Annotated in this window: 8 protein-coding genes; 6 read left to right on the top strand and 2 right to left on the bottom strand. The window is 66.1% G+C overall.

The window, feature by feature from the left end:
• Positions 1-94 precede the first annotated feature (94 nt).
• From VG556_RS02995 to cueR, 3 genes are all read left to right on the top strand, one after another.
• A complete protein-coding gene (locus VG556_RS02995) occupies positions 95-3,052 on the top strand; it encodes a TonB-dependent receptor plug domain-containing protein (RefSeq protein WP_049404078.1) in 2,958 nt (985 codons plus the stop codon).
• A 150-nt stretch (positions 3,053-3,202) separates the two neighbouring features.
• Positions 3,203-5,704, top strand: a complete 2,502-nt coding sequence (locus VG556_RS02990) for a heavy metal translocating P-type ATPase (protein WP_014646960.1) — start codon at positions 3,203-3,205, stop codon at positions 5,702-5,704.
• A gap of 11 nt (positions 5,705-5,715) precedes the next feature.
• Entirely contained in the window at positions 5,716-6,171 is a 456-nt protein-coding gene (gene cueR / locus VG556_RS02985; protein WP_049440847.1) for a Cu(I)-responsive transcriptional regulator, read from the top strand.
• Positions 6,172-6,251: 80 nt separating this feature from the next.
• Here the strand turns inward: cueR and VG556_RS02980 are convergent, their stop codons facing one another.
• Both VG556_RS02980 and VG556_RS02975 read right to left on the bottom strand, forming a co-directional pair.
• Complete coding sequence (locus VG556_RS02980) at positions 6,252-6,446, bottom strand: heavy-metal-associated domain-containing protein (RefSeq protein WP_008267227.1); 195 nt, start codon at positions 6,444-6,446, stop codon at positions 6,252-6,254.
• Between the two features lie 201 nt (positions 6,447-6,647).
• Entirely contained in the window at positions 6,648-9,725 is a 3,078-nt protein-coding gene (locus VG556_RS02975) for a TonB-dependent receptor (RefSeq protein WP_053494367.1), read from the bottom strand.
• Positions 9,726-10,796: 1,071 nt separating this feature from the next.
• Between VG556_RS02975 and VG556_RS02970 the strand changes: the two genes are divergently transcribed.
• The 3 genes from VG556_RS02970 to fucP all read left to right on the top strand — a co-directional run bounded on the left by VG556_RS02970 (position 10,797) and on the right by fucP (position 15,782).
• Positions 10,797-13,262: a GH92 family glycosyl hydrolase gene (locus VG556_RS02970; RefSeq protein ID WP_100449953.1), complete on the top strand. Its 2,466-nt coding sequence runs from the start codon at positions 10,797-10,799 to the stop codon at positions 13,260-13,262.
• 96 nt (positions 13,263-13,358) lie between these two features.
• Positions 13,359-14,408: a LacI family DNA-binding transcriptional regulator gene (locus VG556_RS02965; protein WP_100449954.1), complete on the top strand. Its 1,050-nt coding sequence runs from the start codon at positions 13,359-13,361 to the stop codon at positions 14,406-14,408.
• A 60-nt stretch (positions 14,409-14,468) separates the two neighbouring features.
• On the top strand, positions 14,469-15,782 hold the full coding sequence (gene fucP / locus VG556_RS02960; protein WP_100449955.1) for an L-fucose:H+ symporter permease: 1,314 nt from the start codon (positions 14,469-14,471) through the stop codon (positions 15,780-15,782).
• Positions 15,783-15,789 lie beyond the last annotated feature (7 nt).

The following is a 15,789-nucleotide window of genomic DNA, read 5'->3' as shown; positions in this document are numbered from 1 at the left end:
CATATCGGTCGTGAACCGATCCAAGCGCCTGGATCCGTTGTAGTGCCGCGCCACCGCCCGCCCGTGCGTCCACATCTTCGAAGAGCAACCACCCATGGCTCAGATCGTCCACAAGCGTCGCCACCTGCTGTCCCAGGCCCTGATCCTGGCCCTGTTGCCGCTGGCAGCCAGCGCGCAGGAAGCTGCCAGTTCGTCCACCAAGGATCTGGACGCGGTCACCGTCACCGGCTCGCGCATCAAGCGCGCCAGCGTCGAGGGCCCGGCGCCGGTCAACGTGATCACCGCCGCGCAGATCCAGAAGGAAGGCTTTGTCAGCGTGTACGACGCGCTGAAGACCCTCACCGAGGCCACAGGCACCGTTGAAGCCGCATCGCAATGGGGCTCGCATACGCCCAATGCCAGCGGCCTGAACCTGCGCGGGATGGGCCCGAACCGCTCGCTGCTGCTGGTCAATGGCCGTCGTGTAGCGGATTACCCGCTGCCCTACGGTGGCGAAACCAACTTCTCCAACTACGGCAACATTCCGGCCGCGGCGGTGGAGCGCATTGAAGTGCTGACCGGTGGCGCCTCGGCCATCTACGGTTCGGATGCGATCGCCGGCGTGGTCAACGTCATCCTCAAGACCAACTACGACGGCGACGAAGTGCGCGTGCGCGGCGGCACTTCCACCGAAGGCGGACGTGATACCTGGGATCTGTCCTGGGCCGGTGGCAAGACCGGCGACAACTGGAGCGTGACCTACGCGCTGCAGTACACCAAGCGCGACCCGCTGTTCGGGCGTGATCGCCCGCAGATGGACGATGCCGACGATGCGCCGTACCCGTCCTGGAACATGGAACAACGCAAGGTCGGCTTCCGTCCCACCGCCGGTCTGGCGCTGATCGATCCGACCACGGGCCAGCGCCTGGCGCCGCCCACCGGCACCTGCGAAAAATTCGACGGCGAGTATTACACCGCCGATCGATTGGTCTACAACTACGCCGCCAACCGCATCACCAACACCGGCCGCCTGTGCGGCATGAGCGCCGACTACGCCAACTGGCTGCTTACCGGCGGCGCCGAGAACGTGTCCGGAAACCTGTACGCCACCTTCGATTTCAGCAATGACCTGCAGGTCTGGACCAACCTGGCGGTGTATCGCTCCGAAGCGATCTGGGGCACCAATCCGCCCGGCGTGTCGCTGATCGACGATGACAACGGCTATTACTGGGATGCCAACCGCAACCGGCCGATCCTGGGCGTGCGCCAGTTCACCCCGAACGAAGTCGGGGGCCTGGATACGCTGCGCAACACCAACCGCGAACTGTCCTGGGACTGGAGCGCGGGCCTGCGCGGGCGCCTGGCCGACCGTTTTGACTGGAGTGCCACGGTGGGGCGTTCCTATTACCGCGTGGAAGAACGGCAGAACGTGGTCGACAAGCAGAAGTCGTATGACTACTTCCTTGGCCCGCGCCTGGGCACCACCGCCGATGGCGAGGCGATCTATGCGTTGAACGAATCGCGCTGGTGGAACCCGCTGACGCCGGACCAGTACTGGCAGATGGGGACCGTGGCGAAGAACCGCGCGGCGTCATGGGTCAACCAGGCGTCGGCGGATATCACCGGCGAGCTGTTCCAGGGCTGGGCCGGCCCGATTTCGTTTGCGGCGGTGGCTGAAGTCGCGCAGCAGGGCTATCACCTCAGTCCGGACCCGCGCGCTGGCATCGACTTCGACCTGCAGAATGTCGATCGCGGCGGCGGTGAGCGTACCCGCTACTCGGCCGGCGTCGAGTTCAAGATCCCGCTGTTGGACAGCGTGACCGCCACTGCGGCCGCGCGCTACGACCGCTATGGCAACTACAAGGCCGATGACAGCAGCGAAGCGCTGGACATCGGCAGCCAGAAGGAAACCACCTGGAACGTCGGCCTGGAATGGCGCCCGGTCGAATCGCTGCTGGTGCGTGGCTCATACGCCACCAGCTTCCATGCGCCGGACATGCATTACCTGCTGGGCCAGCCGAGCAGTTCGGAAGTGCAGACCTATGACCGCCTGCGCTGCATCCAGAGCGGCGCGTACCTGGTCAACAACTGTGGCGTGGGCAACACCGACGTCTGGTACACGTTCGACGTGAACCGGCGTGGGACGCCGCTGCTGCGCTCGGAGACCGGTGATTCGTGGACGGTCGGCTTCGTCTGGGACGTGCTGCCGAACCTGTCGGTCAGTGCCGACTACTGGGCGATCAAGCTGGAAGACATGATCGTCGACGTCGGCGCCGATGAGGTGCTGGCCAGCGAGGCCGGCTGCCTGACCGGCAAGAACATGGACGGTACGCCATGGGCCAACCCGGCCGGTGGCGAGTACTGCGCCGGCATCCTGGCCCGCGTGAACCGTGACAGCAACGGTCGCCTGGTATCGATCGAGCGCGGCCCGTTCAACCTGGCCAGCCGCGAGGTGCGCGGCATCGACCTGACCGCGCGCTATCGCCTGGAAACCGCGCGGTGGGGCAGCTTCCAGCTGGGCGTGAACTACACCAACCAGATCTCGACCAAGGAGCAACGCTACGCCGCCGACCCGAATCCGGAACGCCGCGATCGCGACCTGCGCAGCAAGCTGCGCGCGAGCCTGGCCTGGCAGCGCGGCAACTGGAACGCCAACGTCTATGCCGACCGCATCGGTTCGGTGCCGGGCGTGCGCTACCACTGGGGTACCGACCGCCTGGACAACCCCGGTGGCTGCCTGCCGTTCGCCGATGGCTACGTGCCCAGTGACAGCCCGTCGCTGAACTGCCTGGAGCCGGCACGGCTGCCGGATGGTTCGGTGAACCCGAACCCCAACGCCGGGCAGCAGACGGCGCGCTACTACGGTCGAGTGGGGCCGTTCATCACCTGGAACTTCAACGTGGGCTACCAGCTGACCGAACACGCGAAGGTAAACGTGTACGTCAACAACGCCTTCAACGCCGCCAGCTGGAACCACAAGGACCCGTACAAGCTGGATTACGACTTCGCTCCGACCCGCCTGCTGGGCGCGGTCGGCCGCGAGTTCGCGTTGGAGTATGTGTTCACCTTCTGAGGTGACCTGCCTCCGCCGGTAGGTCCACGCCATGCGTGGATATGGACACCCGGGTGCCCATTCAGGAAATGCGGACAGGCTGGATTTGACCTTCCCACGATGGCAAGGTTTAGCCTGTCCGCATCCAGAAGGAGCCCCGGGAATCCGATCATGAGCACGCCCCGCGCCACTGCAGCCCCCGCAAGCCCTGCCACCATCAGCCTGCCCATCGAGGGCATGACCTGTGCCAGCTGTGTCGGCCGGGTCGAGGCGGCGCTGTCCAGGGTCGAAGGCGTGGGCAGTGTTTCGGTCAATCTGGCCACCGAGCGCGCGGATATCCGCCCGTCCGGTCCGGTCGATCGGGCCGCGTTGATCCAGGCGGTGGAGCGGGTGGGCTACGACGTGCCCGCTGCCACCACCGAGCTGTCGGTCGAGGGCATGACCTGTGCGTCCTGCGTGGGCCGAGTCGAACGTGCGCTGTTGGCCGTGCCCGGCGTCAGCCAGGCCAGCGTGAACCTGGCCACGGAGCGCGCCACGGTGCGTGGCGTGGCGGAAGTTGCAGCGCTGGTCGCCGCGATCGACAAGGCCGGCTATGACGCACGCGTGATTGAAGCCGGCGTGCAGTCCGATGACGAGGCCGCGGAAAAGAAGGATGCCGAGCGCGCCGAACTGAAGCGCGACCTGATCGTGGCGTCCGCGCTGGCGCTGCCGGTGTTCGTGCTGGAGATGGGGTCGCACCTGATCCCCGGCATGCACGAATGGGTGATGTCCACCATCGGCATGCAGGCCAGCTGGTACCTGCAGTTCGTGCTGACCGCGCTGGTGCTCGCCATCCCGGGCCGCCGCTTCTACCAGAAGGGCATCCCCGCGCTGCTGCGGCTGGCGCCGGACATGAATTCGCTGGTGGCGGTGGGCACTGCCGCAGCGTTTGGCTACTCGGTGGTGGCCACGTTCCTGCCGACGCTGTTGCCGGCGGGCACGGTGAACGTCTACTACGAAGCAGCGGCGGTGATCGTTGCGCTGATCCTGCTCGGCCGCTTCCTTGAGGCCCGGGCCAAGGGCCGCACCTCCGAGGCGATCAAGCGACTGGTCAATCTGCAGGCGAAGGTTGCCCACGTGGTCCGTGACGGCCGGACGGTGGATGTCCCGGTCAATGAAGTGCTGAGCGGCGACGTGGTGGAAGTGCGCCCGGGCGAGCGCGTGCCGGTCGACGGCGAGGTGGTCGAGGGCCGCAGCTACATCGACGAGTCGATGATCAGCGGCGAGCCGATCCCGGTCGAGAAGCAGCCGGGCAGCAGCGTGGTGGGCGGTACGGTCAACCAGAAGGGCGCACTGACGGTACGTGCCACGGCGGTGGGCGCGCAGACCATGCTGGCGCAGATCATCCGCATGGTCGAACAGGCGCAGGGCTCGAAGCTGCCGATCCAGGCGGTGGTCGACAAGGTCACCCTGTGGTTCGTGCCGGCGGTGATGCTGGCCGCGCTGGCGACCTTCGCAGTCTGGCTGATCTTCGGGCCCTCGCCAGCGCTGAGCTTCGCGCTGGTCAATGCGGTGGCGGTGCTGATCATTGCCTGCCCGTGCGCGATGGGGTTGGCGACGCCGACCTCGATCATGGTCGGGACCGGCCGTGGCGCCGAGATGGGTGTGCTGTTCCGCAAGGGTGAAGCGCTCCAGTTGTTGAAGGATGCACAGGTGGTGGCGGTGGACAAGACCGGCACGCTGACCGAAGGGCGCCCGCGCCTGACCGATCTGGAGATTGCTGCCGGCTTCGATCACAACACGGTGCTGGCGGCAGTTGCCGCAACGGAGTCGCGCTCGGAGCATCCCATCGCCCGCGCGATTGTTGATGCCGCGACCGGCCAGGGCATCGCGTTGCCGGGCATGGTCGACTTCGAATCGGTCACCGGCATGGGCGTGCGGGCCAGTGTCGAGGGTGCACGCGTGGAGGTCGGTGCCGATCGCTTCATGCGCGACCTGGGCGTGGACATCACTTTGTTTGCGACGCTGGCGGCAGAGCTGGGCATCCAGGGCAAGTCGCCGCTGTATGCCGCCATCGACGGCCGCCTGGCCGCAATCATCGCGGTATCCGATCCGATCAAGCCGAGCACGCCGGCCGCAATCGCGGCACTGCATCAGCTTGGCCTTAAGGTGGCGATGATCACCGGTGACAACGCTGGTACCGCGCAGGCGATCGCGCGCCAGCTCGGCATCGACGACGTGGTGGCCGAGGTGCTGCCGGAAGGCAAGGTCGAGGCGGTGCGCCGCTTGAAGGCCACACATGGCCATGTCGCCTTCGTCGGCGACGGTATCAACGATGCGCCGGCGCTGGCCGAGGCCGATGTCGGCCTGGCCATCGGCACCGGCACCGATATCGCGGTCGAGTCGGCCGATGTCGTGCTGATGTCGGGCAACCTGCAGGGCGTGCCGAATGCCATTGCACTATCGAAGGCGACGCTGGGCAACATCCGCCAGAACCTGTTCTGGGCCTTCGCTTACAACACCGCATTGATTCCGGTGGCGGCCGGCGTGCTGTATCCGGTCTGGGGCGTGCTGCTCTCGCCGGTGTTCGCGGCCGGTGCGATGGCACTGTCCAGCGTGTTCGTGCTGGGCAACGCGCTGCGCCTGCGCCGCTTCCAGCCGCCGATGGCGGACGCCCCCGCCGCGATCCATTGAGGGAGAACCGCATGAATATCGGTGAAGCCGCCAAGGCCTCCAGCGTGTCGGCGAAAATGATCCGCTACTACGAACAGATCGGCCTGATTCCTGCGGCTGATCGCACCGAGTCGGGCTACCGGGCGTACTCGCAGGCGGACATCCACCGCCTGCGCTTCATCCGCCGCGCGCGCGACCTCGGCTTCCAGGTGGCCGAGATCACCGATCTGCTGGGCCTGTGGAACGACACCTCGCGGCACAGCGCCGACGTCAAGCACCTGGCCGAACAGCACATTGCCGACCTGGAGCAACGCATCGAGCACATGCGGCAGATGGCCGACACGTTGAAATCGTTGATCAGTTGTTGTGCGGGCGACGAGCGCCCGGAATGCCCGATCCTGGAGCGGTTGGGCGAAGACCATGATGCCCCGGTGCCGGTCGTCGCCGCCAAGACCGGCGCGGTGCGGCGACGCGCACAGAAGCATTGAATCGATATCGCGTGCATGAAAAAGCCCGCCGGGTGCAGCAGCACCGGGCGGGCTTTTCTGTGTGAGACGGGGGCAGGGGATCAGGCAGTACGCGGCGGGAAGCCGGCATCGTTCACCGCGGCGAACACCTGTTCCTGCGACGCGGTGGTCTGCACCTTGACCAGCCCGGTCGGCGGATCGGCCACCACGCTGGCGTTCGGATCGATCTGCTGGATCGCACGGGTCACGCTGCGCGCACAGCCGCCGCAGGTCATGCCGTCGACATGGAATTCCATCTGTAGCTCCTTCGCTGCTCTTGGGATGCGACCAGTGTGCACCTTCCAACGATGGCAGGGTCAAGCGCCGGGCTGAACGACAGGCAAGGCGCCGACAAAAAACGGCAGCCACCTGTACCAGCGCGGCTGCCGTGGAGGAACGTCCCCGCCAGGGCGGGGCGTGGGGTGCACCGGGGCGCGCCCGGGCAACCCGGTGTTGCCTTAGAACTTCCAGGTAGCGCCGAAGTACAGCTGGCGGCCTGCATAGGTATTGGAGATCAGGCGTGCCTTGGTGTCGCTTCCCAGGTGCACGCGCTGCTCCGACTTGGTGGCATTGATCACCGATGCGGTCAGGGTCCAGTCCGGGGTCAGGTTGTAGGCCACGTTCAGGTCCAGCTGGTCATACGGCTCGGTGTAGACGGTGAGGCCATTGTTGAGCCCACCGACCACCTGGCCGCGACGGTTGAACGAGGCGCGCGCGAGGAACTTCTCGTTCTCGTAGAAGACCGTCACGTTGGCCTGGTTCTTGGCGCTGCCGACCAGCGGCGAGGAGCCGATTTCCTGCCCGTCCAGAACAATGGAAGCCAGGTTGGTGTCGTTGTAGGTGTAGTTGGCCTGCACGCCGAAGCCGAAATCGAAGGTGTACTGGCCATACAGCTCGACGCCCTGCGACACACCATCGCGGCCATTGGCCTGGGTCTCGTAGCGCTGCACGTTCACCGCTTCACCGTTGATGACCATGGGCGTGTCGCGCACCACCGGCAGGGTGAAGTTGTCCACGTTCTTGCGGAACAGGCTGACGCCGGCGACCGCGCCCGGCTGGAAGTACCACTCCAGGCCCAGGTCGAACTGGGTGGCCTTGAACGGCTCCAGCTGCTTGTTGCTGCCCTGGCCGACCCAGCCTGCGGTCGATGCGCCACCGGCAACGCGGCGATCATTGACGTACTCCTCGCTGTAGTAGCTCAGTGCGCCCGGTGCTGCGATGTCGGTGTAGCCAGGGCGGGCGATCACCTTCGATGCGGCACCACGCAGCACCAGCGTGTCGGTGATGTCCCATGCAATGTTGAAACTCGGCAGCACGTCGGTGTAGGTGCGGTCCACGCCGATCAGGCTGTAGGTCTTGCTCTGCGCCAGGTCATGCGGCAGGCGCACGAAGCCGCTCTCGCAGCTGTAGGTCGGGTAGGCCGCAGCGGCGGGGTCGGTGCACGCCATCGGCGCGCCGGACGCGTTGTCCAGGAAGTAGTCGTTGAACTTCTCGATCGAGTCGGAAGACTGCGCGAACTGCTTGGTGCGCACCACACGCACGCCGACATTGCCGCGCAGGCGTTCGGTGCGGAAGTTGGCCTGGAAGTAGCCGGAGTAGATCTTCTCGTTGACGTTGTAGACGAAGTCTTCCTCGGTACGGTTGTGCGAACCACCGTAGGTCTTGTTCAGATAGTCGATGTACGCCGGGTAGTTGATGCCCGGGAACACGTTGGCATTGAAGCCACCGGCAATGTTGCTGATCGGGTTCGACAGGAAGAAGCCGGGCTGCGCATCGCCGGCAGTCGGATCGCAGCCACTCTGGTAGCGGCTGTTGTCATAGTCGGCCGGGTCACGGCCCGGGCATACCCAGTAGGTGTTGCCCGTGTTGCGGTGGACCTTGCCATCACGGTATTTGGCACCGAACTGGATCGAATCCAGCCAACCGGACTCGAACAGCTTGGTCACGTCGGCCTGGAAGTAGTTCTGCTTGACCTCGGTGCGCTTCCACGACGAATCGGTCGAGCCGGTGTCGACTTCGGCGATGCCGTTCATCAATTGCTGCTGCAGGTCGGGCGAGAAGGTGGCAGACGGCGTGCCGGTCAGGTCCCATGCGCTGTACTGGTTACCGGACAGGTAGTCGTTGCCGACCTTGCGGCGCGGCTTGGCCGACATGCGGAAGTTCATCGACGGACCACCTTCGGACCAGGTGCGGCCACCGGTGAACGAGGCCTTCCACAGCGGGCTGATGTCCCAGTCGATGGTCAGGTCGGCGGTCTGCGACAGCGCCTTTTCCTTGCTGTAGCCACCGGTCAGCTGCGGTGTCGGAATCGTGCAGTCGTCCGGGCCCCAGCCGCCGGGCTTGAGGCCGGCGGCCTTGGCCTGGTCTTCGCTGCAGTAGTAGGTCTTTCCAGCCAGCTTTTCGAATTGGGCACCCGTGACGGTGTTGCCGCTGGCATCGAAGTCCAGGCCATTGAGAAGGCGGCCTCCGGCCCAGTTGCCGTCCTGGTTGTAGCGCGCCATGCTCCATTCCGGAATCTTCAGCATGTTCTGGGTGTAGTCACCCTGCAGCTCGAAGCGGAAGTAGTTGGCGGTCATCGTGACGTTGTCGACCGGCTTGAACTGGAAGGTCAGCTGGCCGCCCTTGCGCTCGCGCTTTTCTTCCTTCACCGCGAAGTTCACCGAGGTCGGCATGAAGAAGTCGCTGTAGTTGCCGCCGGTCTGGTTGTTGAAACCGGACTTGCCCCACCAGTAGTGGATGCCATCCTGCTGCTGCACGTTGCCATAGGCGTCGCGTGCCTTGCCGGCGCCGTACCACTGGTAGTCCTCGGTGCTGGCCTCCATGGTGCGGGTGGTGCGCTTCTGCTGGGTGACGCCGACCAGCACGCCGAAACGCTCATCCTTGCTGTGCCACGAATACAGGGCCGAGGCCTGCGGGTCGATATCGTGGTGGGTATCGGAGGAGGTGCCCTCGAGCGTGACGAAGCCCGAGTTGGACTCCATGTCCAGCGGACGGCGCGTGTGCAGGATGACCGTGCCGCCGATGCCGCCTTCGTCGATGCGGGCTTCCGGCGACTTGAACAGCTCGGCGCTGGACAGCATGTTCGACGGCAGCAGGGTGTAGTTGAACGAACGGGTGGCTTCGTCGTTGGTTTCCGACGTGGCCACGTAGTTGCCATTCAACTGGGTCAGGGTCAGGTCCGGCGCAAGGCCGCGCACGCTGACACTCTTGCCTTCACCACCGCTGCGGGTGATGACCACGCCGGGCACGCGCTGCAGTGCGTCGGCCACGTTCTTGTCGGGGAACTTGCCAACGTCCTCGGCGGTGATCACTTCGACAACGGCGTTGGCGTCGCGCTTCTGCTCAAGGCTCTTTTCGATGGCGTAGCGGTAGCCGGTGACCTGGACGCTGTCCAGAGTCGTGGCGTCCTGCGAGCCGGTGGACGTGGCCTGCTGCGCGGCGGCGCCTGCCGGAATGACGGCGGCAGCCAGGGCCAGCGCGATGGCCAGCGACAATGCGTCCTGGCCGTGCGTACGTGTTGAATGCTTCATTCCCATCTCTCCCTCTCTCCTGGATTGATCCGGTGACGTGGCACGGACAACTTGAATCGATCTAATTTGAAGTGAATTTGTCGCTGTCGCCATGCAGTGGCAGTAGCACCGCACGCGTGGCCTGGTGTACGTCCTGTTGCTGCTCCCCCAACTCCCGGCCATCGCAGCGTCGTCTTGGATCGATCTAAGCGATGGGCGGGCGATTTTTAGCATGGGTCGCCCTTGGGCGCATGCTGCTCCGCAATATGGTACTGGCGTGGCGTAGGGATGACGGTTTGCTGAAATCAGTGAAATCGTTTTCGTGCGCAGGGGAGGGTGGGTCGGCAGGGCTGCGCCCTGCACCTGCGGGTAGTGCCGGCCGCTGGCCGGCAAGAGCCAAAGCCAAAGCGGCTCGGGGTTGTCTGGGTTTGGCGGTGCGGTGTGGACTGGCAGGACACGCCGTAAACCCTTCCATGGGGGCTCGATGGCGCCATCCATGGCGCCAACGGTCCTGCCAGCCCACACCGCCCCACCTTTGACAGTTTCCCGGTGACGGTTGGACTGATCCTGGAACGACATGGGGTCCTGGGGTCAGATCCGTTTTCCTTTGGAAAACGGATCTGACCCCCGATTGATTTCGATATCCGACAGAGATTTATCCACGCATGGCGTGGATCCACAGATCGCGAAAATCTGTCGAAGGCGGGGTGGGTCCGGTTGCGGGGGTGTCCGCGGCATGGATGCCGCGGCCAAGCCCCCAGGGATGGGTTTACGGCGTCCCTCGCAACCGGACCCACCCGCCATTCCACGGATCGCCGGCTTTTGCTGTTGCTTCGGCTGTTGCTTCTGAGGTTGCCGGCCAGCGGCCGGCACTACCGCAGGTGCAGGGCGCAGCCCTGCCCACTACCCCCTCATGCTGCGCCGCAGAATGCATTCGGCTGAACCTGCATGCTCTACTTGAATCGATCTAAATCCACGGTCGCGTGGGTCGGGCGTCATTCCAGGGGGAGCCTTCTGCCGGTCCAGGCAGAGCTCAGCGGAAGGGTGCCGGAAGGCCCGGGCCGTCTGTCTCTGCGTCATCGACTACAGGAACCCGACATGCGCCCAGTGCCGTCCGCTCCCGCCGTCCCATCATCCTCGCGCCCGCTGGTGCGCCTGGCCTGCCTGCTTGCGCTGTCGGCGGCGCCGATGCTGCTGCAGGCCGCGCCGGCAGCGCTGGAGCGCGAGGTCAATACCTTCATCGGCAGCAAGGACGACGGCAATACGTTCCCGGGCGCGTCGGCGCCGTTCGGCCTGATCCAGGTCAGCCCGATCGGCAGCCACTATTCGGGTTGGCGCTATGACGACGAGAAGATCCGTGGCTTCGGCCACTCCTTCATCTCCGGTGCCGGCTGCTGGGAACAGGGCGGCCAGGTGTCGGTGCTGCCGGTCACGGGCTCGATCGGTCCGGGCGGCGATTTCGATACCGGCAACGCCAGGCAGTTCGACCACAAGGCCTACGCTGCGTCCTACACCCACGATGGCGAGGTCGGCCAGGCCGGCTACTACAAGGTGCGGCTGACCAGCTACGGCGGCATCGATGCCGAGGCGACCGCGCGTACCCGTGCCGCGGCCGAGCGCTACACCTTCAGCCAGCGCAGTGGCGATGGCCACGTGCTGGTCAATGTCGGCCAGGCCAACGAGCGCCATTCGGTGATCGGCAGCGTGGTCGATGTGGTCGGCGACCGCGTGGTCGAGGGCAAGCTGGTTACCAAGAGTTTCTGCGGCGGCCATCAGTACACCACCTGGTTCCGCATCGAGTTCGACCGTCCGTTCAAGGCGCATGGCACCTGGGGTGAGGGCGGCGGCCTGCCGGGCGCGCGCCACAGCATGGAAGGCGAGCAGAAGCCGAACGGTGCCTGGCTCAGCTTCGACCTGGCCAAGGGCCAGTCGGTGACGGCGGTCAGCGCGATCTCGCACGTGGATGCCGAAGGCGCGCGCACCAACCTGCGTGCCGAGGGCATGCAGGGTGGGTCGCTGCTCGGTTTCGACCGCATGCGCGCGCTGTCGCAGCAGGCCTGGCGTGAGCAGCTGGGCCGTGTACGCGTGCAGGGCGGCACCGCCGATGACCGCACCGTGTTCTACAGCGCGGTCTACCACGCGCTGCTGCAGCCGATGACCGGCAACGATGCCGATGGCCGCTACCGCGGCTATGACGATGGCATCCACCGTGCCGATGGCTGGACCTATTACGAGTACTTCTCGCTGTGGGATACCTATCGCGCGCAGAACCAGTGGCTGGCACTGACCCGCCCGGACGTGGCGCGCGACATCGGCCGCACCCTGCTGGCGATCGATGAGCAGGGCGGTTGGCTGCCGCGCTGGGGCTATGCCAACTTCGAAACCAACATCATGACCGGCGATCCGGTCACCCCGTTCATGGTCGACCTGTGGCGCTTCGGTGCACTCAAGGGCCGTGAATCGCAGGCGTGGGATACGCTGCGCCGCAATGCCTTCGGCACGCCGCCGCTGAACTCGCGCATGGCCGGCCGCTCCGGCAACCCGACCTACCTGGACAAGGGCTACGTGGCCTATGACCGTGCATTCCCGTCCAAGGGCATGGACGTCGATCCGCACCACGGTGGTTCGGCCACGCTGGAGTACGCGCTGGCCGACTGCGCGCTCTCGCAGATGGCCGACGGCCTGGGCCATGCCCAGGATGCGGCGACGCTGCGCGAGCGCGGCCGCAACTGGCGCAAGGTGTGGGACCCGCAGGTGCGCGACGCCGAGACCGGCTTCACCGGGTTCCCGCGCCCGCGTACCGAGGACGGCCAGTGGTACACCCCGTCCGACGGCCAATACAGCCCGCGCTCGCACCATGGCTTCCATGAAGGCACCGCGTGGCAGTACCAGTGGCTGGCGCAGCAGGACGTGCCGGGCCTGGTCGAAGCGATGGATGGCCGCGAGCAGGCGGGCCGCCGCCTCGATGCGTTCTTTGCGATGGACGCGCTGCAGGCCGACCCGCTCAATGCCGCCCGCAAGGCGTGGGTGGTCGGGCCGTACAGCTACTACAACCAGTTCCGCTACAACCCGAACAACGAGCCGGACCTGCACTCGCCGTGGCTGTACACGCTGATCGGCCAGCCGTGGAAGACCGCGGCCGTGGTGCGTGCCGCGCAGCAGCTGTTCACCAATGCCCCCAACGGTGTGACCGGCAACGATGACCTCGGCACGATGTCGGCCTGGTACCTGTTCAGTGCCATCGGCGTGTACCCGGCGGTGCCGGGCAGCGGCCAGTTCCTGCTGCACACCCCGCGCTTCAGCAAGGTGGAAGTGGACATGGGCAATGGCCGCACCCTGCGCATCGACGCGCCGGGCGCCGATGGCCGCCGCCTGCAGTATGTGCAGGGCGTGCAGGTCGATGGCCAGGCGCATGCACCGGTGTGGCTGGACTGGAACCGCCTGCAGCAGGGCCCGCGCGTGCGCTTTGCGCTGGATGCGAAGGTGCCGGAGCAGGGCTGGGGCACGGCGGTGAAGGACCTGCCGGTATCCTGGTGCGCGGCACCGGGCAGCCAGCTGCGCTGAGCCGGACTGTGCCGTTCGCGGTGACCCAGCGAACGGCACGGCACGACACGGCCCTGATCCATTAGGCTTGAGCCTCCAGCGGAGTCCGGGAAGACGATGAACGACAACGGCAGCAGTCCCAGCAAGCGCGCCGGCAAGGCGGTGACGGTGACCGACATCGCGCGTGCGATCGGCGTGTCACGGGCAACCGTGTCGCTGGTGCTGCGCGGCAGCCCGCTGGTCAATGTCGATACCCGCGCCAAGGTCGAGGCCGAGCTGCGCCGCCAGCGCTATGTCTACAACCGCGCGGCGGCCAACCTGCGCCGGCGCACCTCGTCGAGCATCGCGCTGGTGATCAACGACCTGTCCAACCCGTTCTTCGCCGAATTCGCGTCAGGCGTGGACGAGGCGCTGGGCGGGCGCGGTTACGTGACGTTGCTGGGCAGCACCGGGGAATCGCCGGAGCGCCAGCAGGCCGTGCTGTCCACGCTGATGGAGCACACCCCGGCCGGCCTGATCCTGTCGCCGGCCGAGGGCAGCGACACCGCGCAGTTGCGGCAGGCGCTGGGCGCCAATGCCAACGTGCTGCTGTTCAACCGCGAACTGGCCGGGGCTGACTGGGACTTCCTGACCCTGGACAACCAGCACGGCGCCTATCTGGCCACGCGCCACCTGATCGAGCGCGGCCATCGCCAGATCGCCTTCTTCGGCGGCCACGCCGCATCGAGCTCGTGCCACCAGCGCCGTGCCGGTTTCCAGCAGGCGCTGGCCGAGGCCGGTCTGCCGCTGCCGCCGGGCTGGATGATCGAGTCGGCACCGAACCGCCTGGAAGCCGCAGCGCGCACTGATGAGCTGTTTGCCGATGGCCATCGGCCGAGTGCGGCGGTCTGCTACAACGACACCGTCGCGCTGGGCCTGATGCTGGGCTTGAATTCACGGGGCATCCGTCCGGGAGGTGACTTTGCCGTTACCGGCTTCGACGATATTTCCGAGGCTGCGGTGGCGGTGCCGCCGTTGACCACGCTCACCGCCGATCCGCGCGAGCGGGGCCGGCAAGCTGCGGCGCTGCTGCTGCAACGACTGGACGAACCGGACGCCCCGCCACGGCGCACGGTCGCGCCGGTGCAGTTGCGCATCCGCGAAAGCAGTGCCGCACGACCGAACTGATTTATTCCATACACCCCTTCCACGCAACAACGACCTTCCGCGCATCGAGGCGCGTACCGCATGCCGATCTCCGCAACGCCCCGTCCAACGGGATCTTCGGGCAACGCACCTGCCGTCACCAACGGCAAGGCGCTGGCCGTGGTCACCACGATCTTCTTCATGTGGGGCTTCCTGACCTGCCTCAATGACATCCTGATCCCGCACCTGAAGGCGGTGTTCGAGCTGAACTACGCCAAGGCGATGCTGGTGCAGTTCACCTTCTTCGGCACCTATTTCCTGATGTCGCTGCCGGCGGGTCGGCTGGTGGCGGCGCTGGGCTACAAGAAGGGCATCGTGGCCGGCCTGGTGATTGCCGGTATCGGTGCGCTGGGCTTCTGGCCGGCGGCCGAACTGCGCGTCTATGGCGCCTTCCTCGGCGCACTGTTCGTGCTGGCCACCGGCATTACCGTGCTGCAGGTGGCCGCCAACCCCTATGTCGCGCTGCTGGGCCCGGAGCAGACCAGCTCCAGCCGCCTGACCCTGGCGCAGGCGCTGAACTCGCTGGGCACGGCCATCGCCCCGATCTTCGGCGGCATGCTGATCCTGTCCAACACGGTCAAGAGCGCTGACGACATCGCGGCGCTGCCGGCCGCCGAGCAGCTGGCCTACCGTGCCGCCGAGGCGCAGGCTGTGCAGGGTCCGTACGTGGGCCTGGCGGTGGCGTTGGTGCTGCTGGCGCTGTTCGTATTCCTGTTCCGCCTGCCGGCGCTGAGCGACGCCACCGAGCAGGCCGACCAGGGCCACCACCACAGCTACCTGGATGCGCTGCGCAAGCGCCACCTGCTGCTGGGCGTGCTGGGCATCTTCTTCTACGTCGGCGCCGAAGTGTCGATTGGCAGCTTCCTGGTCAACTACCTGTCGATGCCGAACATCGGTGGCTTCAGCGAGCAGCAGGCCACGCATTACGTGTCTGCCTACTGGACGATGGCGATGATCGGCCGCTTCGCCGGTTCGGCGCTGCTGGCGCGCTTCTCGCCCAGCCGTCTGCTGGCGATCTTCGCGCTGGTCAACGTGGCGCTGCTGGTCACCACCATGCTGAGCTCCGGCAACGTCGCGCTGTACTCGGTGGTGGCCATCGGCCTGTTCAACTCGATCATGTTCCCGACCATCTTCGCGCTGAGCATCGAGCGCCTCGGCCCGCTGACCAACAAGGGGTCCAGCCTGCTGATCATGGCCATCGTCGGCGGTGCCGTGGTGCCGTACCTGCAGGGCGTGCTGGCCGACCACATCGGTGTGCAGGCCAGCTTCATCCTGCCGCTGCTGTGCTACGGCTACATCATTTTCTACGGACTGGTCGGCGCGCGTACGCCGGCCTCCGCAACGCAGGGAGGCTGAGTCCGGA

The sequence above is a fragment of the Stenotrophomonas sp. CASM106 genome, assembly GCF_049384825.1.
Taxonomy (GTDB): domain Bacteria; phylum Pseudomonadota; class Gammaproteobacteria; order Xanthomonadales; family Xanthomonadaceae; genus Stenotrophomonas; species Stenotrophomonas muris.
The sequence above is the reverse complement of the archived record's forward strand: the minus strand, read 5'-3'. Positions and strand labels throughout refer to the sequence as shown.

Excerpts from the sequence above, each read along its gene's own strand:
- VG556_RS02995 (WP_049404078.1), top strand. The coding sequence starts at position 95 with ATGGCTCAGATCGTCCACAAGCGTCGCCACCTGCTGTCCCAGGCCCTG.
- VG556_RS02990 (WP_014646960.1), top strand. The coding sequence starts at position 3,203 with ATGAGCACGCCCCGCGCCACTGCAGCCCCCGCAAGCCCTGCCACCATC.
- cueR (WP_049440847.1), top strand. The coding sequence starts at position 5,716 with ATGAATATCGGTGAAGCCGCCAAGGCCTCCAGCGTGTCGGCGAAAATG.
- VG556_RS02980 (WP_008267227.1), bottom strand. The coding sequence starts at position 6,446 with ATGGAATTCCATGTCGACGGCATGACCTGCGGCGGCTGTGCGCGCAGC.
- VG556_RS02975 (WP_053494367.1), bottom strand. The coding sequence starts at position 9,725 with ATGGGAATGAAGCATTCAACACGTACGCACGGCCAGGACGCATTGTCG.
- VG556_RS02970 (WP_100449953.1), top strand. The coding sequence starts at position 10,797 with ATGCGCCCAGTGCCGTCCGCTCCCGCCGTCCCATCATCCTCGCGCCCG.
- VG556_RS02965 (WP_100449954.1), top strand. The coding sequence starts at position 13,359 with ATGAACGACAACGGCAGCAGTCCCAGCAAGCGCGCCGGCAAGGCGGTG.
- fucP (WP_100449955.1), top strand. The coding sequence starts at position 14,469 with ATGCCGATCTCCGCAACGCCCCGTCCAACGGGATCTTCGGGCAACGCA.